Origin of the sequence: Amycolatopsis sp. NPDC049688, assembly GCF_040674975.1 — a bacterium.
GTDB lineage: Bacteria > Actinomycetota > Actinomycetes > Mycobacteriales > Pseudonocardiaceae > Amycolatopsis.
Map to the genome: position 1 here is coordinate 247,069 of NZ_JBFANY010000010.1, position 22,774 is coordinate 269,842.

The 22,774-nt window shown below is 71.8% G+C and carries 20 protein-coding genes; 6 read left to right on the plus strand and 14 right to left on the minus strand.

Annotated elements, in window-relative coordinates; all coding sequences use genetic code 11:
* Window positions 1–4: 4 nt before the first annotated feature.
* Together AB0J55_RS29510 and AB0J55_RS29515 are read right to left on the minus strand one after the other, a co-directional pair.
* Window positions 5–2,299 carry a glycoside hydrolase family 95-like protein gene (locus AB0J55_RS29510; RefSeq protein WP_364255475.1) on the minus strand — a complete coding sequence of 765 codons (2,295 nt, stop codon included), beginning with the start codon at window positions 2,297–2,299 and terminating at the stop codon, window positions 5–7.
* A 131-nt stretch (window positions 2,300–2,430) separates the two neighbouring features.
* Window positions 2,431–3,072, minus strand: coding sequence for a helix-turn-helix domain-containing protein (locus AB0J55_RS29515; protein ID WP_364255478.1), 642 nt, complete (start codon window positions 3,070–3,072; stop codon window positions 2,431–2,433).
* A gap of 56 nt (window positions 3,073–3,128) precedes the next feature.
* Between AB0J55_RS29515 and AB0J55_RS29520 the strand changes: the two genes are divergently transcribed.
* The gene (locus AB0J55_RS29520) at window positions 3,129–3,965 is read left to right on the plus strand and encodes a class I SAM-dependent methyltransferase (RefSeq protein ID WP_364255481.1); all 837 of its coding nucleotides are present in this window, start codon (window positions 3,129–3,131) and stop codon (window positions 3,963–3,965) included.
* Window positions 3,966–3,978: 13 nt separating this feature from the next.
* Here AB0J55_RS29520 and AB0J55_RS29525 read toward each other — a convergent pair whose 3' ends face one another.
* The 6 genes from AB0J55_RS29525 to AB0J55_RS29550 form a co-directional block, all read right to left on the minus strand.
* Entirely contained in the window at window positions 3,979–5,394 is a 1,416-nt protein-coding gene (locus AB0J55_RS29525; RefSeq protein WP_364255484.1) for a M1 family metallopeptidase, read from the minus strand.
* A gap of 80 nt (window positions 5,395–5,474) precedes the next feature.
* Window positions 5,475–9,356 (minus strand): Pls/PosA family non-ribosomal peptide synthetase, encoded by a 3,882-nt coding sequence (locus AB0J55_RS29530; protein ID WP_364255487.1) that lies wholly within the window; start codon window positions 9,354–9,356, stop codon window positions 5,475–5,477.
* A 335-nt stretch (window positions 9,357–9,691) separates the two neighbouring features.
* Window positions 9,692–11,152: a ribosome biogenesis GTPase Der gene (der, locus tag AB0J55_RS29535; protein WP_364255490.1), complete on the minus strand. Its 1,461-nt coding sequence runs from the start codon at window positions 11,150–11,152 to the stop codon at window positions 9,692–9,694.
* A gap of 16 nt (window positions 11,153–11,168) precedes the next feature.
* Complete coding sequence (locus AB0J55_RS29540; protein ID WP_364255493.1) at window positions 11,169–11,828, minus strand: lysophospholipid acyltransferase family protein; 660 nt, start codon at window positions 11,826–11,828, stop codon at window positions 11,169–11,171.
* Complete coding sequence (gene cmk, locus AB0J55_RS29545; RefSeq protein WP_364255579.1) at window positions 11,825–12,529, minus strand: (d)CMP kinase; 705 nt, start codon at window positions 12,527–12,529, stop codon at window positions 11,825–11,827. The genes AB0J55_RS29540 and cmk overlap by 4 nt, the downstream gene beginning before the upstream one ends.
* 90 nt (window positions 12,530–12,619) lie before the next feature.
* A complete protein-coding gene (locus AB0J55_RS29550) occupies window positions 12,620–13,186 on the minus strand; it encodes a TetR/AcrR family transcriptional regulator (RefSeq protein WP_364255496.1) in 567 nt (188 codons plus the stop codon).
* Window positions 13,187–13,279: 93 nt separating this feature from the next.
* Here AB0J55_RS29550 and AB0J55_RS29555 point away from each other — a divergent pair, with 93 nt between their 5' ends.
* The 4 genes from AB0J55_RS29555 to AB0J55_RS29570 are packed head-to-tail and all read left to right on the plus strand — an operon-like array spanning window position 13,280 to window position 16,098.
* The gene (locus AB0J55_RS29555) at window positions 13,280–13,648 is read left to right on the plus strand and encodes a DUF4267 domain-containing protein (protein WP_364255499.1); all 369 of its coding nucleotides are present in this window, start codon (window positions 13,280–13,282) and stop codon (window positions 13,646–13,648) included.
* 36 nt (window positions 13,649–13,684) lie between these two features.
* Complete coding sequence (locus AB0J55_RS29560; protein WP_364255502.1) at window positions 13,685–14,167, plus strand: cation:proton antiporter regulatory subunit; 483 nt, start codon at window positions 13,685–13,687, stop codon at window positions 14,165–14,167.
* A gap of 7 nt (window positions 14,168–14,174) precedes the next feature.
* Window positions 14,175–15,368: a cation:proton antiporter gene (locus AB0J55_RS29565; protein ID WP_364255505.1), complete on the plus strand. Its 1,194-nt coding sequence runs from the start codon at window positions 14,175–14,177 to the stop codon at window positions 15,366–15,368.
* A 4-nt stretch (window positions 15,369–15,372) separates the two neighbouring features.
* On the plus strand, window positions 15,373–16,098 hold the full coding sequence (locus tag AB0J55_RS29570) for a hypothetical protein (protein ID WP_364255508.1): 726 nt from the start codon (window positions 15,373–15,375) through the stop codon (window positions 16,096–16,098).
* On the opposite strand, the gene AB0J55_RS29575 is transcribed toward AB0J55_RS29570, so the two are convergent.
* Window positions 16,095–17,936 carry a Xaa-Pro dipeptidyl-peptidase gene (locus AB0J55_RS29575; RefSeq protein ID WP_364255511.1) on the minus strand — a complete coding sequence of 614 codons (1,842 nt, stop codon included), beginning with the start codon at window positions 17,934–17,936 and terminating at the stop codon, window positions 16,095–16,097. The genes AB0J55_RS29570 and AB0J55_RS29575 overlap by 4 nt on opposite strands.
* 66 nt (window positions 17,937–18,002) lie before the next feature.
* On the opposite strand from AB0J55_RS29575, the gene AB0J55_RS29580 reads away from it, so the two are divergent.
* Window positions 18,003–18,821: an SAM-dependent methyltransferase gene (locus AB0J55_RS29580; protein ID WP_364255514.1), complete on the plus strand. Its 819-nt coding sequence runs from the start codon at window positions 18,003–18,005 to the stop codon at window positions 18,819–18,821.
* A gap of 12 nt (window positions 18,822–18,833) precedes the next feature.
* On the opposite strand, the gene AB0J55_RS29585 is transcribed toward AB0J55_RS29580, so the two are convergent.
* Genes AB0J55_RS29585 through AB0J55_RS29605 form a run of 5 tightly spaced genes read right to left on the minus strand, consistent with a single transcriptional unit; the run spans window position 18,834 to window position 22,758 of the window.
* Window positions 18,834–19,586: a pseudouridine synthase gene (locus AB0J55_RS29585; protein ID WP_285450088.1), complete on the minus strand. Its 753-nt coding sequence runs from the start codon at window positions 19,584–19,586 to the stop codon at window positions 18,834–18,836.
* Window positions 19,573–20,487: an SMC-Scp complex subunit ScpB gene (scpB, locus tag AB0J55_RS29590; RefSeq protein WP_364255517.1), complete on the minus strand. Its 915-nt coding sequence runs from the start codon at window positions 20,485–20,487 to the stop codon at window positions 19,573–19,575. Before scpB ends, AB0J55_RS29585 begins: the two co-directional genes overlap by 14 nt.
* Complete coding sequence (locus tag AB0J55_RS29595) at window positions 20,484–21,380, minus strand: segregation/condensation protein A (protein ID WP_364255520.1); 897 nt, start codon at window positions 21,378–21,380, stop codon at window positions 20,484–20,486. Before AB0J55_RS29595 ends, scpB begins: the two co-directional genes overlap by 4 nt.
* Window positions 21,380–21,790 (minus strand): cobyrinic acid a,c-diamide synthase, encoded by a 411-nt coding sequence (locus tag AB0J55_RS29600; protein WP_364255523.1) that lies wholly within the window; start codon window positions 21,788–21,790, stop codon window positions 21,380–21,382. The genes AB0J55_RS29595 and AB0J55_RS29600 overlap by 1 nt, the downstream gene beginning before the upstream one ends.
* Window positions 21,787–22,758, minus strand: a complete 972-nt coding sequence (locus AB0J55_RS29605; protein WP_364255526.1) for a ParA family protein — start codon at window positions 22,756–22,758, stop codon at window positions 21,787–21,789. The genes AB0J55_RS29600 and AB0J55_RS29605 overlap by 4 nt, the downstream gene beginning before the upstream one ends.
* Between the last annotated feature and the right edge of the window lie 16 nt (window positions 22,759–22,774).

Here is a 22,774-nt window from a genome sequence, read left to right on the forward strand (position 1 = left end):
CAGTTCAGCTCGGCAGGCCCCACGCCGGCGCCGGGCCGAGCGCGGGGACGTCCCGGGGCGCGAAGTCCGGCCGCCCGCCCCGCGGGGTGACGACGGCGGTGCCGCCGCGGCGCAGCCCGATCGCGATCCGCCCGGGGCCCGCCGGGCGCCACGGCAGCCGCCTGCCGTGCTCGTCGCGGACGTCGACGTCGCCGAGCACACTGTGCTGCAGCACCAGGGGCTCGCCGGCTTCGCTGTGCACGCGGACGTATTCCGTCTTGCCGTCGCGACGGGAGGCGTCCACCAGGAACGCGCCTTCCGCGCGCAGCCCGGCGATCGAGGCGTCGCGCCAGGTCGCCGACACCGACGGGAAGACCTTGAGCACCCCACCGGATCCCTGCATCACCATGTCCACAACGGACTGCGCGGCGATGATCGGGCTCTCGATGGCGAAGTTGGAGCCCTCGCGGTACATCGTGTTCGCGGTCAGCTCGGTGTCGGCCACGATGTTGCGGTCCAGGAAGAACTTCAGGTACCGCAACGCTTCTTCGGGGGCGTCCATCACCGACTTCATCGACGACGCGGCCGCGTAGCTGTAGCCGTGCCAGGCGGACTGGTCGGCGGCCCAGTGGTCGAAGGTCCGCGTCATGACGTCCCGGTCGCCCGGGGTCTCCCAGACCTTCTCCCGCAGCGGGTACAGCCACAGCAGGTGCGAGAAGTGCCGGTGCGACGCAGCCAGCGGAACACCGTCGCCGATCAGCACGCCGGTGGCGGGATCTTCTTGGTAGGGCACGAGTTTCGCACTGATTTCCCGCCAGATCGGCACCCGCGGCTCGTCCAGGCACAGGATCCGCGCGGCGTCGACGAGGGTGCGGGCCGCCCACCGGATCAGCGACAGGTCGTAGGTGCAGTCGGGTGCGTCGGCGTACTCCGGCGACCGGGTCAGCGGCAGGTGCAGCGACCCGTCCGGGCCGGTGAACAGGAAGTGGCGGTAGAAGTTCAGCGCCTTCGCCAGCGTCGGGTACAGGACGTCTCGCAGCACGCGCTTGTCCATGTGGTGCCGGTAGGCCAGCCAGACGTTGTGCAGGCCCCACAGCAGGTTCCCGGTCTGGTCGGTCTTGGACGTCGTGCCGGGGACGCCCACCGAGCGCGTGCCGCCGGGCCGCAGCCGCCAGTCACCGGGGTGCGAGAGGGCGTAGGTGTCGCCGTCGCGGTACGCGGGCGGGACGGACACCTCGAGGTTGGCGTGGTCGCGCCGGAACGTCTCGGTGACGGCGTCGAGCTCGGGGTGGTTGGTGCTGTTGACGATCGGGTAGGTGACCTGGACGTTGAGGTTCCACCAGACGGCGGTCCAGCTGTTGCCGACTTCGGGGAACCACGGCCCCCATTCGGAGACGACCGGGCCGTCCGCGCGGGTGGCGGCCGCGATCTTGTACAGCTGGATCCAGTAGAACCGCTGCACCTGCTTGTCGGGCACCGAAACGAAGCTGCGCCGGTGGTAGTCGTTCCACCAGCGGCGGTGGCGGGCGAGCAGGACGTCCGGCCGGTCGGCAAGCGCTTTCCGGACGGCGTTGCGGGCGTCCGCGGTGTGTGTCGTGCCCGGGAAGCTGTAGGCGACGGCGGCGGCGAGCAGCCGTCGCGTGCCGATCGCGCGTTCCTGCCACGCCGTGGTGTACCCGCCGCCGGCGAGCAGGGGCTGGGCGCAGTAGCCGTCAGCCTGCTCGGGCGCCGGGTTGGCGACGTACTCGGGTGGCTTGCGGACGGTCCGGGTGGTCGCGGATTCGAGGGGCTGGAACGCCCAGGCGGCGTTCGCCTCCCCCGCGCTCGGGGTCAGCGAAACGAGCAGCACGCTCAGGTCGTTGTGCACGACGGCGGAGAACGCGATCGAGCCCTGCGTGGTGGTGATGGTGCCGCCGAGCTCGGCGTTGTAGAGGTCGAGCGTCCAGTCGACGGCGGTGATCGCGCCGGTCAGGGTGAGCGTGAGGTAGCCGATGGGCAGCCGCGAGAGCCCGATCCCGGCTTCCCACTGGATGCGCTGGTCCTGCACCTGGGTGTGGCTGAGCATGAACTTGAGGACCTGCGGCGTCTTCCCGGCGTAGACCTGGACGCCGAGGTAGCCGTTGGCGAGGAAGGGGCCTTCCTGCCAGTTCTTCGGCAGCCGCCGCCAGATCATCCGCGCATCTTCGGCGACGTCCCGGTGGGGGTTCCCTCCGGCGGCGAGCGCGGGCGGGGCCGCGCGGGCCCACAGACCCCCGAAGGCCGCCGCCCCGGCGAGGACCGAGGCCGACCGGAGCACCGTCCGCCTGGACACAGAGTCCATGAAGCATCCTCCGAATTCATACTACGTTTCGGCGAGATCATGCGGCGGCGTCCGGCCATACTTACAGAGAGGTGCCCAAAAGGCCAGAGGAGTTCACTCGGAAAGCGGCAGATACATCCGATGAATGACGGTCAGTTCTCGCCGTCCCGGTGGCAGAGCTGGGCCACCAGGGTGTCGCCCGCCCACTTCTCCCACCGGTCGGGAGACCAGCCGCGGTCGCGGACGAACACCTGGTAGAGCTCCGGGCTGAGCAGCCCGAACAGGAGGTCGGCCGCCTGCTCGGCGGTCACCCCGGCGCGCGCACCGGGCTTGGCGACCAGTGCCCGCGCGGCCTCGAGGTGCACCGTGAAGCGCGGGTCGCCGTCGTCCCACTGCCCGGCGAGCGCCGGGTCGGCCGCCGCGGCGGCGCGCAGCATCTCGACGATCGAGGCGACGCGCTCGAGGATCTCCCGCGTGCCCCGGACGTGCAGCCGCAGCTGGGATTCGGCGAGTGGCGCGGCGAGTGCGTCCCGGAACCACGGCCGGTCCATCGTCGCCACCGGCTCGGCATCGCCGGCGATCGCCACATCGACCAGTTCCTTGAGCAGGACCCGCTTGTTGCCGAAGGTGAAATAGATCGTCTGCACGGCCACGCCGGCCCGTTCGGCGATCTCTTTGAGCGTCGTCGCGCCGTAGCCCTGGCGCACGAACAGCTCGCGCGCCGCGGCCAGCATCCGCGCCCGGGTCTGCGTGGCGTTGCGCGTCCGTTTCGGCCCGTCCTTGCGCTGTTCCATGGCTAGAGTGTAACTCTAGAGCTTGACTCTAGTAACGTCGATCCCGGGAGGCGCTCATGCACGCCGTAGCCAACGCCGAAGCCGCCGAAGCCTGGAACGGCTGGGAAGGCGTGCATTGGGCACGCCACCGCGCCCGGTACAACGCCGTGGTCGGCGCCTTCAACGACAGCCTCTTCCGCACCGCCGCGATCGCCCCGGACGACCACGTCCTCGACGTCGGCTGCGGTACGGGCCACGTCACGCTGCTGGCGGCGCGGCGGGCCGCCCGCGGGCACGTCGCCGGTGTCGACCTCTCGGCTCCGATGCTGGAACGCGCCCGCGCCGACGCGGCCGCCGCGGGCATCGGCAACGTCCGGTTCGACCAGGGTGACGCGCAGGTCCACCCCTTCCCCGACGCCGGCTTCGACGTCGCGATCAGCCGGGGCGGGGTGATGTTCTTCGGCGACCCGGTGGCCGCGTTCGCCAACATCCGGCGGGCGCTGCGGCCCGGCGGCCGGCTGGTGTTCCTGGGCCCGCAGGGCGGCGGCCCCGACAGCGACTACGCCCGCGCCACCGCGGCGCTCAAGCCGCTGCTGCGCACACCGTCGCCCGCATCACGAGGTATGGGCTCCCTGGTCGACCCGGGGCGGATCCGCGAGGTGCTGGCAGCGGCCGGGTTCGGCGAGGTCGAGGTCGAACCGGTCACCGCACCGATGGACTACGGGCGGGACGCCGCCGACGCGGCCGAGTTCATCCTCGGCCAGGGTCCGGTGCGCGTGAACCTGGCCGGCCTCGCCCCGGACGTCGTCGAACGGACGCGCGGACAGCTGCGAGAAGGGCTCGAAGCGTACGAAACCCCCGAAGGCGTCCGCATTCCCGGCGCGGTGTGGGTGGTCAGCGCGACCCGGCGCTGATCGGCGGGACCCTTCAGGCTCCCGGCAGCGGCGGCAACGCCGGCGTGAACAGCCAGCGGGTGAAGAACGCGCTCAGCGAGCGGCCCGCGTGCGTCTCCGCCGCGGCCACGAAGGCCTCGGTCGTGACCAGGCCGTGCCGGTGCTCCTCGGCCCAAGACTTCAGCAACGCGAAGAACGCCGGATCCCCGATCTCCGCCCGCAGGGCGTGCAGCGTCAACCCGCCGCGCTTGTACACCCGCTCGTCGAACATCCGCGCCACACCCGGGTCGGCGATGCGGACGTCCGCCGGCTTCACCTTGATCCGCGTGTGCCAGTCGCGGGCCAGCGCCGCCGCCGACGGGCCGCCGGACTCCTCCGACCACAGCCACTCCGCGTACGTCGCGAAGCCCTCGTTCAGCCAGATGTGGCGCCAGTCGGCCACCGTCAGGCTGTTGCCGAACCACTGGTGGGCCAGCTCGTGCAGCACGAGCCGCTCGTGGGTGCGGCGGCCGTCGACGTGGTTGGCGCCGAAGATCGCCATGCCCTGGGCCTCGATCGGGTCGTCGAGGGCGTCGTCGGTGATCACGATGACGTACTCGGCGAACGGGTACGCGCCGAACAGCCGCTGCAGGAACTCCATCATCCGGCCCTGGCGCCCGAAGTCGCGGTCGAACGCGCGGCGCAGCCGCGGGGGCACGGCGGCCCGCTGCGGCACCGTCTCGAAGATCGACTCCACCTGGCCGGTCGCGCGCCCGATGCCGAGGCTCAGCCGGCGCAGCCCGACCCCCGAGTGGGGGAACCAGTTGCGGCCGGTCAGCTCGACCTCGTCGTACCGGCCGATCTGCACGCTCATCAGGTAGGTCGCCGTCGGCTCGCGCCGCTCGTAGACCCACTTCGTCGTGCTCGCCAACGTCGTCCGCTCGACCAGGGTGCCGGTGACCGCGACCAGGTACGGCGACGCCGTCGTCACGCTCACCCGGTAGCTCGCCTTGTCCGACGGGTGGTCGTTGCACGGGAACCACGACGGCGCCCCGACCGGCTGGCTCGCCACCAGCGCGCCGTCGGTCAGCTCGTCCCAGCCGACGTCACCCCAGCGGCTGCGCACCGGCCGCGGGTTGCCGACGTAGTGGACCTCGACGGTGAACGCGGTACCCGCCGGGATCGACCTCGCCGGCTTGACGTGCAGCTTCGCGCCGCGCTTGAGGTACTTCGCGGCCTTCCCGTCGACGAGGACCCGGTTGATCCGGAACTCGCCGAAGTCGAAGCTGACGCGGGACAGCGCCTGCGTCGCCTCCGCGGTGATCACCGCGGACGCCGACAGCCGGTTCGGCGCGACCTTGTAGTCGAGGTTCAGGTCGTAGTGCCGGGTCCGGTAGCCGCCGTTGCCGTGCGCGGGCAGGTAGGGGTCGCCGGAGGTGTCCGCGCCGGGAGCGGGAGCCTTCGAAATCACCCGTGGCGAACCTTTCTTCGTGCGTGCTGGAACCAGGCTCGCACGGAGGGGTGAGTCCGGCGCGCCCGGTCCTGCATTCGTTACTTACCCGGCCAGGCGGAGATCGGGTTGCCCAGCCAGCGGGTGTCGGCGGGCACCTCGTCGCCGCGGGTCACCAGCGAGCCCGGGCCCACCGTGGTGCGGGCGCCGATGCCCGCGCCCGGCAGCACGATGCCGTGCGGGCCGAGCGTCGCGCCCTCGCCGAGGGTCACCCGGGACATGCTCATGATCCGGTCGTGGAACAGGTGCGTCTGGACGACGCAGCCGCGGTTGATCGTCGCGCCGTCACCCAGCTCGACGAGGTCGGCCTCGGGCAGCCAGTACGTCTCCAGCCAGACACCGCGGCCGATCTTGACGCCCATCGTGCGCAGCCACGCGGCCAGTAGCGGGGTGCCGCCGACCGAGCCGATCAGCCACGGCACCGCGAGGGCCTCGACGAAGGTGTCGGCCAGCTCGTTGCGCCAGACGAAGGAGCTCCACAGCGGGTGGTCGATCTCGCGGAACTTGCCGACGAGCAGCCACTTCATCACCGTCGCGGTCAGCGCGGCGACGATCCCGGCGGCCAGCAGGGCGGGCCCGGCCAGCAGCGCGGCGACGCCGAAGCCGAACGCCGACGCCGTCCACAGCAGGCCGAAGGCGACCACGACGGTCAGCGCGACCCCGCACATGACCGGGACGATCCGGCACAGCTCGACCAGCGCCCGCGCGGCCTTGAGGTGCAGCGCCGGGGTGTAGGTGCGGCTGGTGTCGGCCTCGCCGACCGCGCGGCGCACCGGCAGCGGCGGCATGCCGAGGTACGACGAGCCCTTCTTGGCCTTCAGCGGCGTCGAGGACAGGACGCCGACCAGGCCGCGCTTCGGCACCGAGCGGCCTGGCGCGGTCATCCCCGAGTTGCCCAGGAACGCCTGCTTGCCGATCCGGGCCGGGGCGACGTGCAGCCAGCCGTGGCCGAGCTCGTAGGTGGCGACCATGGTGTCGTCGGCCAGGAACGCGCCGCTGTCGACCTTGGTCATCTTCGGCAGGGCGAGGACGGTCGACGCCTCGACGTTGCGGCCGACCTTCGCGCCGAGCAGCCGCAGCCACACCGGCGTGAACAGGCTGGCGTACAGCGGGAACAGGCCTTCGCGGGCCATGCTCATCAGCCGTTCGGTGGCCCAGACCTGCCAGGCGACGCGGCCGTGCACCGGGTGGTAGCCCTCGACCATGCCGATGCTCAGCGCCCGGACGCCGATCAGCACCAGCAGCATGTACGCGCCGAAGTAGGCCACGGTCGCGACCGGCACGAAGATCATCGCGCGGGTGAAGGCGTCCAGCAGTGTCGGGGCACCGGCGATGCCGTAGCCGAGCACGGCGACGCCCGCGAGCGCGGCGATGCCGGGCAGGAAGCCGAGGAGCAGCGAGGTCGCGCCGTAGACGGCGGCCCAGAAGTACGAGCGCGGCGGGCGGCTGGACGGCCACTTCAGCGCGTCGCGCTCGTCCTTGGCGACGCGGGCCGCGGGCGAACCGGCCCAGCGCTGCCCGGCCGGGACGGCGCCGCGGACGGTCGAGCCGGCCGCGATCTCCGCGCCCTTGCCGATCCGGACGCCGGGGAACAGCGTGCTGCGCGCGCCGACGCGGGCTTCGGCGCCCACGCGGACCTTGCCGATGTGCACGACGTCGCCGTCGACCCAGTGGCCGGTGAGGTCGACCTCAGGCTCGATCGCGGCGCCGCGGCCCAGCTTGAGGAAGCCGGTGACCGGCGGCGGCGAGTGCAGGTCGACGTCCTTGCCGATCCGCGCGCCGAGCGCCTTCGCGTACGTCGTCATCCAGGACGCGCCCGCGACGCTGTCGGCACCGGAGAACTCGGCCAGCTTCTCGGCCGTCCACAGTCGCAAGTGGACACTGCCGCCGCGCGGGTACGTGCCGGGCTGCACGCCCGACAGCAGCACGCGCGCGCCGCCCGCGGCGATGGCGATCCGGCCCGCGGGGCTGAACAGCACGACCCACGCCAGGCCGATCCACGCCCAGCCGAGCGTCGGCGCCCAGGCGAACCCGAGCAGGTACAGGACGTTCGACAGCGCGGCGGCCAGCGTCGCCCAGCGCAGCCCGACCAGGCCCATCAGCGGGACCATCAGCAGCGTCTGGATGACCCCGGCACGGCGTTTCGTCGGCGCGATGTCCCGGCGTTCGGTGGCCTGGCCGCTCAGCGCGTCCAGCATCGCGGCCAGCGCGCCCAGCTTGGGGTGGGCGTAGATGTCGGCGACCGACACCTGCGGGTGCCGGGTGCGGATGCGCGCGACCACCTGCGCGGCGGTCAGGCTGCCGCCGCCGTGGGTGAAGAAGTCCGCCTTCGGGCTGTCGACCGACACGCCGAGGATCTCGGCCCAGCCTTCGGCGAGCCACGTCTCGGTCGGGGTCAGCCCGGAAGCCTCCACAGTGGACAGCGGCCACGGGAGGGCGTTGCGGTCGACCTTGCCGGAGGTGCGGGTCGGCAGGTCGTCGACGACGGCGAGCAGCGGGACCAGCGCGGCGGGCAGGTGCTCACGCAGGCGCGTGGCGGCCTGGTCGTGGTCGAAGGTCTCGCCGGCGGGGACGACGTACCCGACGAGGACCTGGTTGCCGGCCTTGGTGCGGCGGATCGCGGCGGCCGCGCCCTGCACACCCGGCAGGGCCTGCAGCGCGGCGTCGACCTCGCCCAGCTCGATGCGGCGGCCGCCGAGCTTGACCTGCTCGTCGAGCCGGCCGAGGAACAGCAGGCCCTCCTCTTCGGCGCGGACCATGTCGCCGGAGCGGTACGCACGCTGCCAGCCCAGGGACGGCAGCGGCGCGAACTTCTCGGCGTCCTTGGCCGCGTCGAGGTAGCGGGCCAGGCCGACGCCGCCGATGACGAGCTCACCGGTCTCGCCCATGGCGACCGGCTCACCCTCTTCGTTCACGACGGCGAGCTGCCAGCCGGCGAGCGGCAGGCCGATGCGGACCGGGCCTTCGCCGGTCAGCTGCGCGGCGCAGGCGACGACGGTGGCCTCGGTCGGGCCGTAGGTGTTCCAGACTTCGCGGCCTTCGACGGCGACGCGTTCGGCCAGCTCCGGCGGGCACGCCTCGCCGCCGAAGATGAGCAGGCGGACGTCCTCGAGCGCGTCCGCGGGCCACAGGGCGGCCAGCGTCGGCACGGTCGAGACGACGGTGATCCGCTGCGCGACCAGCCACGGGCCGAGGTCGACACCGGTGCGGACCAGCGCGCGGGGCGCCGGGACCAGGCAGGCGCCGTGCCGCCAGGCCAGCCACATCTCTTCGCAGGAGGCGTCGAAGGCGACGCTCAGGCCGGCCAGGACGCGGTCGCCGGGGCCGATCGGCTCGTCGGTGAGGAAGAGCTCGGCCTCGGCGTCGACGAAGGCGGCGGCACTCGCGTGGGTGACCGCCACACCCTTGGGCTTGCCGGTGGAGCCGGAGGTGAAGATGATCCACGCGTCGTCGGCGGGACCGGGACGGCCTTCGCGGCCACCCGGGGTGCTGTGAACGTTGATCTTGCCGTCGGTGGCGACCGCGGCGACCTGAGCTTCCTCGAAGACCAGCTCGGCGCGCTCGTCCGGGTCGTCCGCGTCGACCGGCACGTAGGCGGCGCCGACGGACAGGGTGGCGAGGATGGCGATGTACAGCTCGGCGGTGCCGGAGGAGATCCGGATGCCGACGCGGTCGCCGAGGCCGACGCCGTATCCCTTGAGGCGGCGCCCGTAGGCGTCGATCTCGTCGAGGAGCCGGCGGTAGGTCAGGGTGGTGGTGCCGTCGTCGATCGCGGCGGCGTTCGGGTGCCGCTCGGCCGTGGCGGCGAGGACGTCGAGCAGGGTGCGCTCACCGGCACCGAGGCCGGACCAGAAGAGCGCCCGGTCGGCGACCGGGGCGAAGGTCGCTTCGGCGGATTCGGCGGGTTCGATCGTGACGGTCATCGGGCGTGCACCTCGACCGTGACGCAGACGTGCAGGGACAAACCATGGGCGCGCAAGCCCACCACTCACCTTCCGGGAGCCTCAACCGGGCTTGCTCTCCCATTGAGGCGCCCGCAACGACCTTTCACCATACCCGCGGATGAAGAAAAGGTGTCCACAGGATCACGACGGAGTGTCGGACCTCACCCCGCACCGGACGAACCACCGTGACTGAAGGGGCGACACGCGTGATTGGAAGGTCGACACGGCGTCCGGCCGGACAGCTGCCGTGTCGACCCTTTGATCACGCGTGTCGACCCTCCAGTCACGCGTGTCGACCGAAACGGGTCAGGAAATCACCGGGTTCGGGCGGCTTTTCCGCCGACCTTCGGCTTCGCCTTCTTTTCGCGGACGCGGACATTCACCCGGACGGGGCTGCCGGTGAAGCCGAACTGCTCACGGAACTTGCGTTCGATGAAGCGGCGGTAGCCCGCCTCGAGGAAGCCGGTGGTGAACAGCACCAGCGTCGGCGGGCGGATGCCGGCCTGGGTCGCGAACAGGACCTTCGGCTGCTTGCCCGAGCGGACCGGCGGCGGGGTGGCCGCGATCAGGTCGGACAGCCACGCGTTGAGCTGGCCGGTCGGCACCCGCTGGTCCCACGACTTCAGCGCGGTCCGCAGGGCCGGCGCCAGCTTGCGCACCGAGCGGCCGGTCAGCGCGGAGATGTTGACCTTCTCCGCCCACGGCACGCGGACCAGGCCGCGGTCGAGCTCGCGGACCATCGCGTGCCGGCGGTCCTCGTCGACCAGGTCCCACTTGTTGAACGCCAGCACGCAGGCGCGCCCGGCCTCGACGACCATGGTCAGCACCCGCAGGTCCTGCTCCGACAGCGGCTCGGCCGCGTCCAGCAGCACGATCGCGACCTCGGCCGCGTCGATCGCGGTCTTGGTGCGCAGCGAGGCGTAGTACTCGGCGCCGGCGGCGAAGTTGACGCGCTTGCGCAGGCCCGCCGTGTCCACGAACCGCCAGGTCTCGCCGTCCAGCTCGACCAGCGAGTCGACCGGGTCGACCGTGGTGCCGGCGACCGAGTCGACGACCGAGCGCTCCTCGCCCGACAGCTTGTTCAGCAGGCTCGACTTGCCGACGTTCGGCTTCCCGACCAGCGCGACGCGCCGCGGACCCGACGTCACCGGGCCGCCCTCGCGCGGCGACTCGGGCAGGGCCTTGAGGATCGCGTCGAGCAGGTCGCCGGAGCTGCGGCCGTGCAGCGCGCTGACCGGGTGCGGCTCGCCGAGGCCGAGCGACCAGAGCGACGCGGTGTCGGCGAGCAGCCGGTCGTCGTCGACCTTGTTCGCGGCCAGCAGCACCGGCTTCTTCGACCGGCGCAGCACCTTCGAGACGGCTTCGTCGGTCGCCGTCGCGCCGACGGTGGCGTCGATGACCAGCAGCACCGCGTCCGCGGTCTGCATGGCCAGCTCGGCCTGGGCGGCGACGGAGGCCTGCAGCCCGGTCGCGTCCGGCTCCCAGCCGCCGGTGTCGACCAGGGTGAACTTGCGCCCGCCCCAGTAGGCGTCGTAGGCGACGCGGTCGCGAGTCACGCCGGGGACGTCCTGCACGACGGCTTCGCGCCGGCCGAGGATGCGGTTGACCAGCGTCGACTTGCCCACGTTGGGCCGGCCGACGACGGCGAGCACCGGCTGCGCGAGCGCAGCCTCCTCGGCCGCTTCCGCCGCCTCGATCTGCGCGTCGAGCGCGGCGAACTCGGTCTCTTCCGACCAGGTGCCGTCGACTTCGCCGACGCCGTCAAACTCTTCCATTACTACCCAATTTCCCTTATACCGCGCCGAATCCGTGTTCGGCACGCCAGTCGTCCAAAGTCTTCACGAGCGCTGCGAGCTCACCGCGCAGCTCTTCGGTGCCCTGGTCGAGCCCGGTCTTCCCGGGCCCCACCTTCGGCGAAAACGGCTCGCCCACGAGGATGTCCACCCGCGGCCGGAACCGCCGCCTGCCGTCGGCCGGCTTGAGCGTGCCCCGCGTCGCGACCGGGAGCACGGTCGCGCCGGAGGCCCGGACCAGCCAGGCCGCGCCGCGTTCGGCCGCGCCGACGTCCCCGGCACCGCGGGTGCCCTCGGGGAAGATCCCGACGACTCCCCCGTCCTTCAAGACGCCGACGGCGGTCATCAGCGGCTTGCGGTCGATCTCGCCGCGCTTGAGCGGGATCTGCCCGATCGCCAGCAGGAACCTGCCGACGATCCCGCCGAACATCTCGGCTTTGACCAGGAACGCCGAACGCCGCGGAAGCATTCCGAAGATCAGCTGCGGCTCGATCATGGAGCTGTGGTTGGCGATCACGAGCAGCGGCCCGGTGGCGGGGACGCGCTCGCGGCCGTGCACCCGGATGCGGAAGGCCGAGCGCAGATAGTACCGGGCGAAGACCCGCCCGGCGTCGTGGAGCCTGCCGACGGATCCCTCGGGGAGTCCGTCAGCTTTCATCGCGCGACCTCGGCGTTGCAGCCTTCGAGGATGCCGCGGTGGCTGGCCAGCTCGCTGAGGGCGACGATCACCTGGTCGATCGACAGTTCCGAGGTGTCGACGTGCACGGCGTCGTCGGCCGCGCGCAGCGGCGAGGCGGCACGGGTGGAGTCGAGCCGATCGCGGCGCTCGACCGAAGCCAGCGCGTCGGCGACCGACGACTGCCGCCCGGCCGCGGTGTCCTGGGTGCTGCGGCGCGACGCGCGGACGTCGGCCGAAGCGGTCAGGTAGACCTTGAGCGGCGAGTCCGGCGCGACGACCGTGCCGATGTCCCGGCCCTCGACGACGATCCCGCCGCGGTGGGAGACGACGTCCTCGATGATCCGCCGCTGCCGCGCGACCAGCAGCTCACGCACGTGCGGCACGGCCGAGACCGGCGAAACCGCCTTGGTGACCTCGGGCCCGCGGATGTGGGCGGCCACGTCGTCGCCGGCCAGGCGGATCTCCGGCCGGTCGGGGCTGGTGCCGATGGTGAACTCGGCGCGGTCCGCGACCTCGGCGACCGCGGCCGCGTCGGCCGGGTCGACGCCGGCGCGCAGCACGGCGAGGGTGACCATCCGGTACATCGCCCCGGTGTCGAGGTACCCGGCGCCGAGGCGCTGGGCGAGCTTGCGGGCGACGGTGGTCTTCCCGGTCCCCGACGGGCCGTCCAGCGCGACCACACCACGTAGGGCTCCCGTCACCGGCACTCTCCTCGCGTTCTCGTCCCGTCCTGTCCGGTGTCCATTCTGCCGGTCGGGGTGCGGAGGAGATCAGTCGGCCCGCGCCCCGAAGCGCGCCACCACGAGCTTGAGGCGCTCGTCACGGTGGGCCCGGGACAGTCGGTGGCCGCGATCCAGCGTCACCAGGCCGTGCAGGGTGCTCCAGAACACCTCGGTCAGCGGCCCGGCGTTCTGCTTCCCGGCCACCGGCTCGATGACCGCCAGGAGCTCGGCGAAGTTCGCCTTCATCACCTCCGGGGTGTCGTCCTGGGCGAACGGGAGCTCCGAAGCCAGCGTGAACATGGCGTCGTACAACGCCGGCTTCGCCTCGGCGAACGTCACGTACGCCTCCGCGACCCCCGCCAGGCCGCCCGCGCGGGCGGTCTCCAGCACCGAGGCCAGCTCGGCGAAGCCCTCCAGCGCGGCCGCGGCCATGATCGCGTCCTTGCCGCCCGGGAAGTGGCTGTAGAGCACCGGCTGGCTGTACTCGATCAGCGCCGCGAGCTTCCGGGTCGTGACCGCGTCCCAGCCTTCCGCCTCGGCCAGTTCGCGGGCCGCGGAGACGATCCGCCGCGCTCGCTCGGTCCGGTCGCGCACTCGCCGCTGTCGCTGGGTCATACGTCACATGCTAGCACTGCTAGACAAACTAGCGCCGCTAGATTAGCGTTGCTAGCAATCCTAGCGATGCTAGAAACCACTGGAGGGAACATCATGGTCATCACCGGTTACGTCCTCACCGCGATCGTCGCGCTCGGGATCATCTACATCGGCCTCAACTACCTCTTCGCGCCCAAGAAGATCGCCGCGGGCTTCGGCTTCAACGACGTTCCCGAGAACGCCGAGACCTTCCTCAACGTCAAGGGCGGCCGCGACATCGGAGCCGGCCTGATCCCGCTGGCCCTGATGATCTACGGCGACGCGCACGCCCTCGGCTGGGTGATGCTCACCGCGGCCGTCTGGCCGGTCTTCGACATGCTGCTCATCCTGCGCCACCGCGGGAAGAAGGCCATCGCCTTCGGCGTCCACGGCGTGACCGCCGCCGTGATGGTCGTCGCGGCCCTGCTCCTGCTGCTCGGCTGAACGTCGCGAAACGGACACGTGGGTTACGGTGGCTGGGTGAACGTCGAAGTAACTCCCCTGCCCGGCATCGGGGTCCGCAAGGACTTCGCCACCCGAACCGGCCGCCGCATCGGCGTCGTCACGCAGCGGGACGGCCACATCGAACTCATCGTGTCCAAATCGGACGATCCCGATGCCTGCGCCGCCTCGATCCCGCTCACCGCGGACGAGGCGGGCGCACTGGCCAACCTGCTCGGCGCCCCGCAGCTGGTCGCGCAGCTGACGGAGGAGCACCGCGACCTGCCGGGGATCAGCACCCGGCAGCTGCCGATCAAGCCGTCCGGCCCGTTCGACGGCCGGACGCTCGGCGACACCGCGATGCGCACCCGCACCGGCGTCTCGGTGGTCGCGGTGGCCCGGGCCGGGCAGGTGCACCCGTCGCCGGCGCCGGACTTCACGCTCACCGGGGGCGATCTGCTGGTCGCGGTCGGCACGAGCGAGGGCCTCGAAGCCGCCGCCAAGATCCTCAAGTACGGCTGAGCGACCGATGGACCACACCGCGCTGTCCCTGATCGAACTGGGGGCGGTCTTCTTCGGGCTGGGCGTGCTCGGGCGCCTGGCCGGCAAGATCGGCCTCTCCCCCATCCCGCTCTACCTGCTCGGCGGCCTCTGCTTCGGCTCCGGTGGCCTCATCCCGCTGACCGACATCGGCGGCTTCACGCACCTGGCCGGCGAGATCGGCGTCGTGCTGCTGCTCCTCCTGCTCGGCCTCGAGTACTCCGCGGCCGAGCTGTTCACTGGGCTGCGCCGCTCGTGGACGGCCGGCCTGCTCGACATCGTCCTCAACGCCGCCCCCGGCGCGGCCGTCGCGCTGCTGCTGGGCTGGGGCCCGGTCGGCGCGATGGTGATGGCGGGCGTCACGTACATCTCGTCGTCCGGGATCGTCGCGAAGGTCCTCGGCGACCTGGGCCGGCTCGGCAACCGCGAGACGCCGGTGGTGCTGTCGATCCTCGTGTTCGAAGACCTCGCGATGGCGCTCTACCTGCCGATCCTCACCGCGGTGCTGGGTGGCGTCTCCCTGCTCGGCGGCCTGGAAGCCGTCGGCATCTCGCTGCTGGTGATCACCGTGGTGCTGGTGGTGGCGCTGAAGTTCGGCCGGTACGTCTCCGCGGCGGTGGACAGCCCGGACCGCGAGGTGTTCCTGCTCAAGGTCCTCGGCGCGGCCCTGCTGGTGGCCGGGCTGGCCTCGGCGATGCAGGTGTCGGCGGCGGTCGGGGCGTTCCTGCTCGGCATCGCGATCTCGGGCTCGACGGCGGAGAACGCGACGCACCTGCTGGAGCCGCTGCGGGACCTGTTCGCGGCGGTGTTCTTCGTGGTCTTCGGGCTCAACACGAACCCGGCCTCGATCCCGCCGGTCCTCGGCTGGGCCGTGGTGCTCGCGGTCGTGACGACCCTGACCAAGGTCGGCACGGGCTGGTGGGCGGCTCGCCGCCAGGGCATCGGGAAACTGGGCCGGGCCCGGGCCGGGGCCGCGCTGGTGGCCCGGGGCGAGTTCTCGATCGTCATCGCGGGCCTGGCGGTGACGGCGGGCGCGGTGACCGGCGAGCTGGCGGCCTTGGCCACGGCGTACGTGCTGCTGATGGCGATCCTCGGCCCGACGGCGGCCCGGGTGGTGGAGCCGATCGCCCGCGCGCTGCACCGGAAATCCGCCACCAAGACGGCCCCGGTCGAGGCAAACTGACGCGGTGACCACGAACGCGGCCCTGGCCGAACTGCTGGACGGCTCCTCCTCGGACCACGACGCCCTGCTCGCGGCCCTGGCCGATCACGGCGTGCACGTCCCGGTGGCCGCGAACGGCTCGGTGGTGTTCCTGCGGAGCGAAGACGGCAGTCCCGCCCTGCCGGGCTACGTCAGCGAGGAGTGCTGCGCGGAACTGCTGCCCTCGGCCGACGGCGCCGTGCAGTGCGACGTGCTGCGGCTGCTGGACATCGCCGCGCAGACGGGTGTGGAGGTCCTGGCGCTGTTCTCGGCGGGCGGCTGGGCCCGCGTCCCGGTCCCGCTGCTGCGGCGGGCGCTGCAGGAGCGCGGCCGCGACGCCGCCGGCGAACGGATGAAGCTGACCTGGTCCCGCCACCCGGCGGCCGTCGCGTTGCGCGACGCGGCGGCCGGGCGGATCCGGGAGTTCCCGGCGGTCCGCACGGTGTGGGTCTCGCAGGCGCGGTGGCTCGACACCGGCGTGGAACACCTGATGGTGCACATGGCGGTCGACGAGGAACTGCCGTCGGCGTCGGCGGACCGGCTGATGGCGGCCATGCTCCCGGACGAGGACCGCCCCCAGGTGGGCCTGCTCGCGCTGAACACGAAGGAACACGCGGCCACCATCACCGAGCTCGACGGGATGGGCCTGGACACCGTGCGGGCCGACCACGCCTCCGGCCGCGTCGACGTGCTCTCCCGCGAGTACGGCTAACCCAGGCCGGTCCGGCCCGCCGACGGCACGTGCTCGCCGCCGGCGGCCGCCGGGTGGGTCGTCGCCGCGGGCGGGATGCCCAGCAGCGGCACCGACAGCGACGTCCGGGCCAGGTCCAGCGTCACCCGGCCCGGCTGGGCGGGCCCGCGGATGAAGCTGCCGTCCGTGCCGCCGACGATCAGCGCCAGCGCGTGGCCGCGCGGCACGATGTGGTCGGTCGACGCCAGCCGGAACGTCATCGTGTACGCCGTCCCCGGGGTCAACGGGCGTTCCTGCGAGAGGGACGCGTAGTTGGCCAGGTCCGCCCAGCCGCGGCTGATGATCGTGTAGTTCACCTTCTGCACGTCCGCCGTCGCCACGCGGTAACAAGCGTCGTCGCCGGACGTCGACGAACCCCAGCAGGTCTCCGTGATGCCGGTCTTGATCCCCTCGCCGCTGCCGGCGAAGTTGCGGATCGTCGCCGCGCCCAGGTCCACCAGCAGGGCCGAGAGCCGGGCCGACGACGTGCTCGGCGTCGCCGTCACCGTGATCGACGAAGTCCCCGAGACCTGCAGGTCGGACGTCAGGGCCCCGGTCGAGTAGGTCAGCGCGGCGCTGCCCGGGCTGGTCACCCAGGTGTCTTCGCCGACGTTCGGGTTGTCGGTGAACGACGCCGTCCCGGCGGCCGCCGCGGTGCCGAGTGAGCCGCCGGGGTGCGGGCGCAGCGTCGTCGCGACCGCGTTCGCCGCCGGGTAGCGGGCCTGGTCGGCCCACTGGTCCGGCTGCCGTTCGACGCTGGCCTGCGGGCCGTTCTGGACGCCGTTGTCGACGCCGAGCAGGTAGTGGTCGAACCACCGGTGCAGCAGGTCGACCCAGTCCGCGCGCCGGTAGTCGAACGGGTCGACGTGCCCGGTCTGCGACAGCCAGATCTTCTTCTCGACGTTCAGCGCGTCCCACCACTGTCCGAAGTGGATGGTCTTGACGTTCAGGTCGTTGACGCCGTGGGACAGCAGCACGCTGGCGCGCACGTTCCGCGCGTTCGTGACGTAGTCCCGCGCCGCCCACAGCGGCCCGTAGTCGCCGTTCGCCGTCGCGCCGGAAGCCAGGACCTGGTTCTGCGCCGAGCAGTTCTGGCCGCTGTTGCGCGCTTCGACCGTGCGCGCGAGCCCGTCCGGGTTGAAGCCGAAGGTCGCGCCGTCGGAGCGGTAGTAGTCGTACCAGGAGCTGATGGCCGAGATCGGCACGATAGTCTTCAACCCGGCGACCCCGGTCGCCGCGACGCCGTTGGCGATCGTGCCGTCGTAGGACTTGCCGATCATCCCGACGTTGCCGCTGGTCCAGCTCGCGGCCACCGCGCTGCCGCCGGTCTTGGCGCTGTAGCCGGCCGCGCGGCCGTTCAGCCAGTCGATCACCTTGCGGGCCGAGTCGACGTCCGACGGGCCGCCGACGTCCGCGCAGCCGGCCGAGCGGTTCGTCCCGGCCAGGTCGACCTGCACCACGGCGTAGCCGCGCGGCACGAAGTAGTTGTCGTAGAACAGCGGGAACTTCACCGGTTTCCCGGCACTGTCGTAGGTCTTGAGCTCGCTTTCGTTGCCGCGTCCGCAGCACGAGTAGTACGGGCTGGCGTCCATGATCACCGGCACGCCCGAGGTGGCTTCGGCCGGTCGCACGATGTCGGCGGCGACGCGGTCGGGGCGGCCGTCGCCGTCGCCGTCGCGGCCGATGTCGACCCAGACGGTTTCGCGGACCGCCTTCGCGTAGTCGTAGACCGGTTCGCTTCCCGTGGGCGCCGCGGCGGCCGGGGCCACCGCAGCGGACAGGAGCACCGCGAGGATCCCGCTCACCACTCCGAGTCGCATGCCCGTCACGCTAGCGAGCCGGGGATCGCGCCCACTACGGCGGAAAGTCGGGCGTACGTTGGGATCGTGACCGAGTCCCTGCCCGCGGTGAGCCGCACCGCCGTCGGTGTCGCTGCACTGCGCGCCTACGAGAGTTCCCGCCCGGACCGCCTGTTCGACGACCCGTACGCGGCCGCGTTCGTCGAAGCGGGCCGGTCGGTGCTGCCCGACGCGGGCCGCGGCGGCGCGCAGGCCGGGCTCGGCTCGCTCTTCTACGCGCAGATCGTGATCCGCACCCGGTTCTTCGACGACTACCTGCTCGGCGCCGGCTGCGGGCAGGTCGTGCTGCTCGCGGCCGGGCTCGACACGCGGGCGTTCCGGCTCGCCTGGCCGCCGGGCACCCGGCTGTTCGAGCTCGACCTGCCGGAAGTCCTGGCGTTCAAGGACGGCGTTCTCGCCGAACAGCGCGCGACACCGGCGTGCGAACGGGCCGTCGTGCGCGCGGACCTGCGGGAGGACTGGGCCACCGCGCTGCGCGGCGCGGGGTTCGACCCGGCCGCGCCGACCGCGTGGCTGGCCGAAGGCCTGCTGATCTACTTGTCGTACGAGGACGCCGAACGGCTCCTGACCACCGTCGGCGAGCTGTCGGCGCCGGGCAGCCGGGTGTCGTTCGAGCACCGCCCGGCAGACTCCGCGAGCAGCCTTTTCTCCCGCGCCCGCGAAACCGAAGGCGGTGAGCACGTCACCGGCCTGTGGCTCGGCGGCCTCCGGGACACCGGGCCGGAGTGGCTGGCCGCCCACGGCTGGCAGCCGTCGACGGTCACCCGCGCGGACGTCGCCGCCGGCTACGGCCGGCCGTCGGAAGACGACGCGGCCGCCGGCGGCTTCGTCACCGCCGTGCGATGACCCCGGAAGGACTCAGAGCTCGACGTTGCGGTAGAGCGCACCGACCTCGGTCTTCGTGAGCCGCCGGATCGAGCCGACGCGCTGGTTGCCGAGCTGGACGTCGCCGACCGCGGTGCGGACCAGCTTGAGCACCGGGTGGCCGGTGTCCTTGAGCAGGCGGCGCACGATGTGCTTCTTGCCCTCGTGGATCACCAGCTCGACCAGCGACTTGCCGGAGTGCATGTCCTTGACCCGGAACTGGTCGACCTTGACGATCCCGTCCGGCAGCTCCCAGCCCTTGCGCAGCTCCTTGCCGAGCCCGCGCGGCACCAGGCCATCGACCTCGGCGAGGTAGGTCTTGAGCACCCGGTACGACGGGTGCATCAGGCGGTGCCCGAGGTCGCCGTCGTTGGTCAGCAGCAGCAGGCCCTCGGTGTTCTCGTCGAGCCGGCCGACGTGCACGACGCCGGGCGTCTCCTCGTAGCGGCCGCGCAGGTAGTCGCCGACGCAGGGGCGGCCGCGGTCGTCCGACATCGTCGAGTGCACGCCCTTGGGCTTGTTCAGGGCGAGGTAGATGAGGTCGTCGCGCAGGTTCACCCGGGTGCCGTCGACGTGGATGATCGCGTTGTCCGGGTCGACGCGGCGGCCCAGCTCGGTGACGACCTCGCCGTCCACCTCGACCCGGCCGGCGACGATCAGGTCCTCCGCCGCGCGCCGGGAGGCGACCCCGGCCTGCGACAGCACCTTCTGCAGCCGGACGCCGTCGGGGTGTTCACTGGATGTCATCGATGGTGTCCACTTCGGGTAGCAACGGAGCGATGGGCGGCAGGTCGTTCAGTGACGAAAGCCCCAGTCGCTCCAGGAACAGCTCGGTCGTCACGTACAGCGTGCCGGTCGTCTCGGGATCGGTCCCCATCTCTTCGATGAGGCCGCGCGCGAGCAGCGTCCGGATCACGCCGTCCACGTTCACGCCGCGCACCGCGGCGACCCGCGCACGGGTCACCGGCTGCCGGTACGCGATCACGGCGAGGCTCTCCAGCGCGGCCCTGGTCAGCTTCGACCGCTGGCCGTCCAGCAGGAGCTTCTCCACGAACGGGGCATAGACGTCCCTAGTGTAGAACCGCCACCCTTCGCCGACGCGCCGCAGGTCGATCCCGGAGGCCCGGTCGGTGAACTTCTGCGCCATGGTGCGGAGGGCGACGACGATCCGCGCCTTGGGTTGGCCGAGGGTGTCGGCGAGGAGTTCTTCGCCGGCCGGGGAGTCGACGATGAGGAGAAGCGCCTCGAGGGCGGCTTCGAGGGTTTCATCGGAGGTGACGTCCGGCATGGAGTCGGCGTCACCGGCGGCGACGAGGTCGGACTCGGGATCCTCGGGGCCGGGCTCGGGTTCGGGTTCGGCCGGCTCGGGTTCCAGCTCGGGCTCGGATTCGGCGGCTTCGACCGGCTCGGGCTCGGCAGCCTCGGCCTGCTCGGGCTCGGCGGCCTCGGGTGGGGCGGCCGCGTCCCCGGCCGGCGCTTCCGGCTCGCCGGCAGCGGCCTCCTCGGCCAGCGGCTCGACCGGCTCGCCGTCCTCGGTCACCGGCTCGCCGGACAGCGCCTCGTCCAGCGCCAGCTCCGCCGCGGCCTCCTCCGGTTCGCCCGCCGGCGGCACCGGGGCCTCGGCGACTTCGTTGTTCTCCGGGCTCACCCGTACTCCTCTTCGTCTCCGGCGGCGCGGTCCAGCTCGGCCGCCGCGGAGGCTTCTTCCTTCGAGCCGCCCGTCCAGCGGACGTGCAGCTCGGCCAGTGCCTCGCTCTGCTCGAACTGGACCGTCGCCTCGCGGTAGAGCTCCAGCAGCGCCAGGAAGCGCGCCACGATCTCCACCGTGTGCTCGCAGTCGTCGACCAGCTCGCCGAACGTCGCCTGGCCGCGTTCGGCCAGCATCACCCGCAGCACCGCCGCGTGTTCGCGGACCGAGATGCGGCCCATGTGGATGTGCGCGATCGACACCGTCGGCGGCGGCTTCGGGCGGAACACCGCCACCGCGATGTCGGCGAACCGCTCCGGCGTCACGCCCAGCATCACCTCGGGCAGCAGCCCGACGAACCGCTCCTCCAGCGCCACCGACCGCGGGTAGCGCCGCAGCGCGTTCTGTTCCAGCTCGCCGAACAGCGCCGCCACCTGCTTGTACGCGCGGTACTGCAGGATCCGCGCGAACAGCAGGTCGCGGGCCTCGAGCAGCGCGAGGTCGTCTTCGCTCTCGACCTCGGCCGACGGCAGCAGCCGCGCCGCCTTGAGGTCCAGCAGGGTCGCCGCGATGACCAGGAACTCCGTCGTCTCGTCGAGGTTCCAGTCGGTGCCCAGCGCGCGCGTGTAGGCGATGAAGTCGTCGGTGACCCGGTGCAACGCCACCTCGGTGACGTCGAGCTGGTGCTGCGAGATCAGCTGCAGCAGCAGGTCGAACGGCCCCTCGAAGTTGGCCAGCCGCACCTTGAACTTCGACGTGCTCAGTTCTTCGGTGTTGACGCCTTCGGGGATCATCCCGCCGTGCACGGTCTGGTGCTCTTCGGGGACCTCCGGAGCCGGTTCCGGCTCGTCCATCAGCCCTCGGTTTCGCCGCCGTCTGATCCGACCACCCGCAGCCGCTGGACCAGCACCGATTCGTCGCCGTGCTGGTCGAAGTCGGCCAGCAGCACCGCCACCGCCTCGCGGACCAGCCGGCCGCGGTCGACGACCAGGTCGTGCTTCGCGCGCAGCGTCAGCCGGGCCTGCTCCATGGCCAGGAGCTCGTCGCCGGAGACGTACACCGTGATCTTCGCGTCGTGCTTCGTCCGGCCGGACCCGTGCGGGGCCGCGCTGCGGGCGAGCTGGTCGGAGCGGCCGTTGCCTTCGGGCTTCGGCTGCCGTTCTTCGACGGGCTCGGGCGGGGCCTGAGGAGGGAGATCGAGGGCGGGACTGGAGGTGATCCTGAAGAGTTCCGACGCTCCGGGCAGGGAAGCGCGCCTGCTCACCGAGCGATCACCTCACGGGCCAGCTGGCGGTACGCCGCCGCGCCGGCCGACTTGGGCGCCCAGGTCGTGATCGGCTCACCCGCGACCGTCGTCTCGGGGAACCGCACGGTGCGGTTGATGACCGTGTCGAACACGGTCTCGCCGAATGCCTCCACCACGCGAGCCATGACCTCCTTCGAATGCAGGGTTCTCGGGTCGTACATGGTGGCGAGAATCCCGACTATGTCCAGTTTGGGGTTGAGGCGTTCCTGGACCTTCTCGATGGTGTCGATCAGGAGGGCGACGCCTCGCAGACTGAAGAACTCGCACTCCAGCGGGATGATCACGCCGTCCGCGGCGGTCAGCGCGTTCACCGTGAGCAGGCCGAGCGAGGGCTGGCAGTCGACAAGAACATAGTCGTAGTCGTTCATGACCGGACGAAGGACCCGTAACAACGTGTGCTCGCGCCCTACCTCGGCGACGAGCTGGACCTCCGCCGCGGACAGGTCGATGTTGCTCGGCAGCAGGTCAACGCCGTCGACGCGGGTCTTCATCAGCACGTCGGTGGCGCTGACCGACCGCTCCATGATGGCGTTGTAGACCGTCTGGTCCAGCTCGTGCGGCTGGATGCCGAGGCCGACGGCGAGCGCGCCCTGCGGGTCGAAGTCGACCAGCAGCACCTTGCGGCCGTACTCGGCGAGGGCGGCACCCAGGTTGATGGTCGACGTCGTCTTGCCGACGCCGCCCTTCTGGTTGCACATCGCCATGATCTTGGCCGGGCCGTGCTTGTCCAGCGGCGCCGGATCGGGGTGCTCGCGGATCGGGCGGCCGGTCGGCCCGATGCCCTCGAGCTTCACCTTCTTGCCGTTGCGCTCGGCTGAATCGTCACCGTCGTGGTCGATCGGCGTCGCGATGGTGACCTGGCTGAGGTTCGCCGCCGCCGACCCGGCGGACTCGGCCGGTACGGCCGGCTGGTTCGGTGTCGACATGGCGCGAAAGCTCCTT

Bases quoted from the DNA above. Each gene is read 5' to 3' on its own strand.
- AB0J55_RS29510 (WP_364255475.1), bottom strand. From the start codon at position 2,299: ATGGACTCTGTGTCCAGGCGGACGGTGCTCCGGTCGGCCTCGGTCCTC.
- AB0J55_RS29515 (WP_364255478.1), bottom strand. From the start codon at position 3,072: ATGGAACAGCGCAAGGACGGGCCGAAACGGACGCGCAACGCCACGCAG.
- AB0J55_RS29520 (WP_364255481.1), top strand. From the start codon at position 3,129: ATGCACGCCGTAGCCAACGCCGAAGCCGCCGAAGCCTGGAACGGCTGG.
- AB0J55_RS29530 (WP_364255487.1), bottom strand. From the start codon at position 9,356: ATGACCGTCACGATCGAACCCGCCGAATCCGCCGAAGCGACCTTCGCC.
- der (WP_364255490.1), bottom strand. From the start codon at position 11,152: ATGGAAGAGTTTGACGGCGTCGGCGAAGTCGACGGCACCTGGTCGGAA.
- AB0J55_RS29540 (WP_364255493.1), bottom strand. From the start codon at position 11,828: ATGAAAGCTGACGGACTCCCCGAGGGATCCGTCGGCAGGCTCCACGAC.
- AB0J55_RS29550 (WP_364255496.1), bottom strand. From the start codon at position 13,186: ATGACCCAGCGACAGCGGCGAGTGCGCGACCGGACCGAGCGAGCGCGG.
- AB0J55_RS29555 (WP_364255499.1), top strand. From the start codon at position 13,280: ATGGTCATCACCGGTTACGTCCTCACCGCGATCGTCGCGCTCGGGATC.
- AB0J55_RS29565 (WP_364255505.1), top strand. From the start codon at position 14,175: ATGGACCACACCGCGCTGTCCCTGATCGAACTGGGGGCGGTCTTCTTC.
- AB0J55_RS29575 (WP_364255511.1), bottom strand. From the start codon at position 17,936: ATGCGACTCGGAGTGGTGAGCGGGATCCTCGCGGTGCTCCTGTCCGCT.
- AB0J55_RS29585 (WP_285450088.1), bottom strand. From the start codon at position 19,586: ATGACATCCAGTGAACACCCCGACGGCGTCCGGCTGCAGAAGGTGCTG.
- AB0J55_RS29595 (WP_364255520.1), bottom strand. From the start codon at position 21,380: ATGGACGAGCCGGAACCGGCTCCGGAGGTCCCCGAAGAGCACCAGACC.
- AB0J55_RS29605 (WP_364255526.1), bottom strand. From the start codon at position 22,758: ATGTCGACACCGAACCAGCCGGCCGTACCGGCCGAGTCCGCCGGGTCG.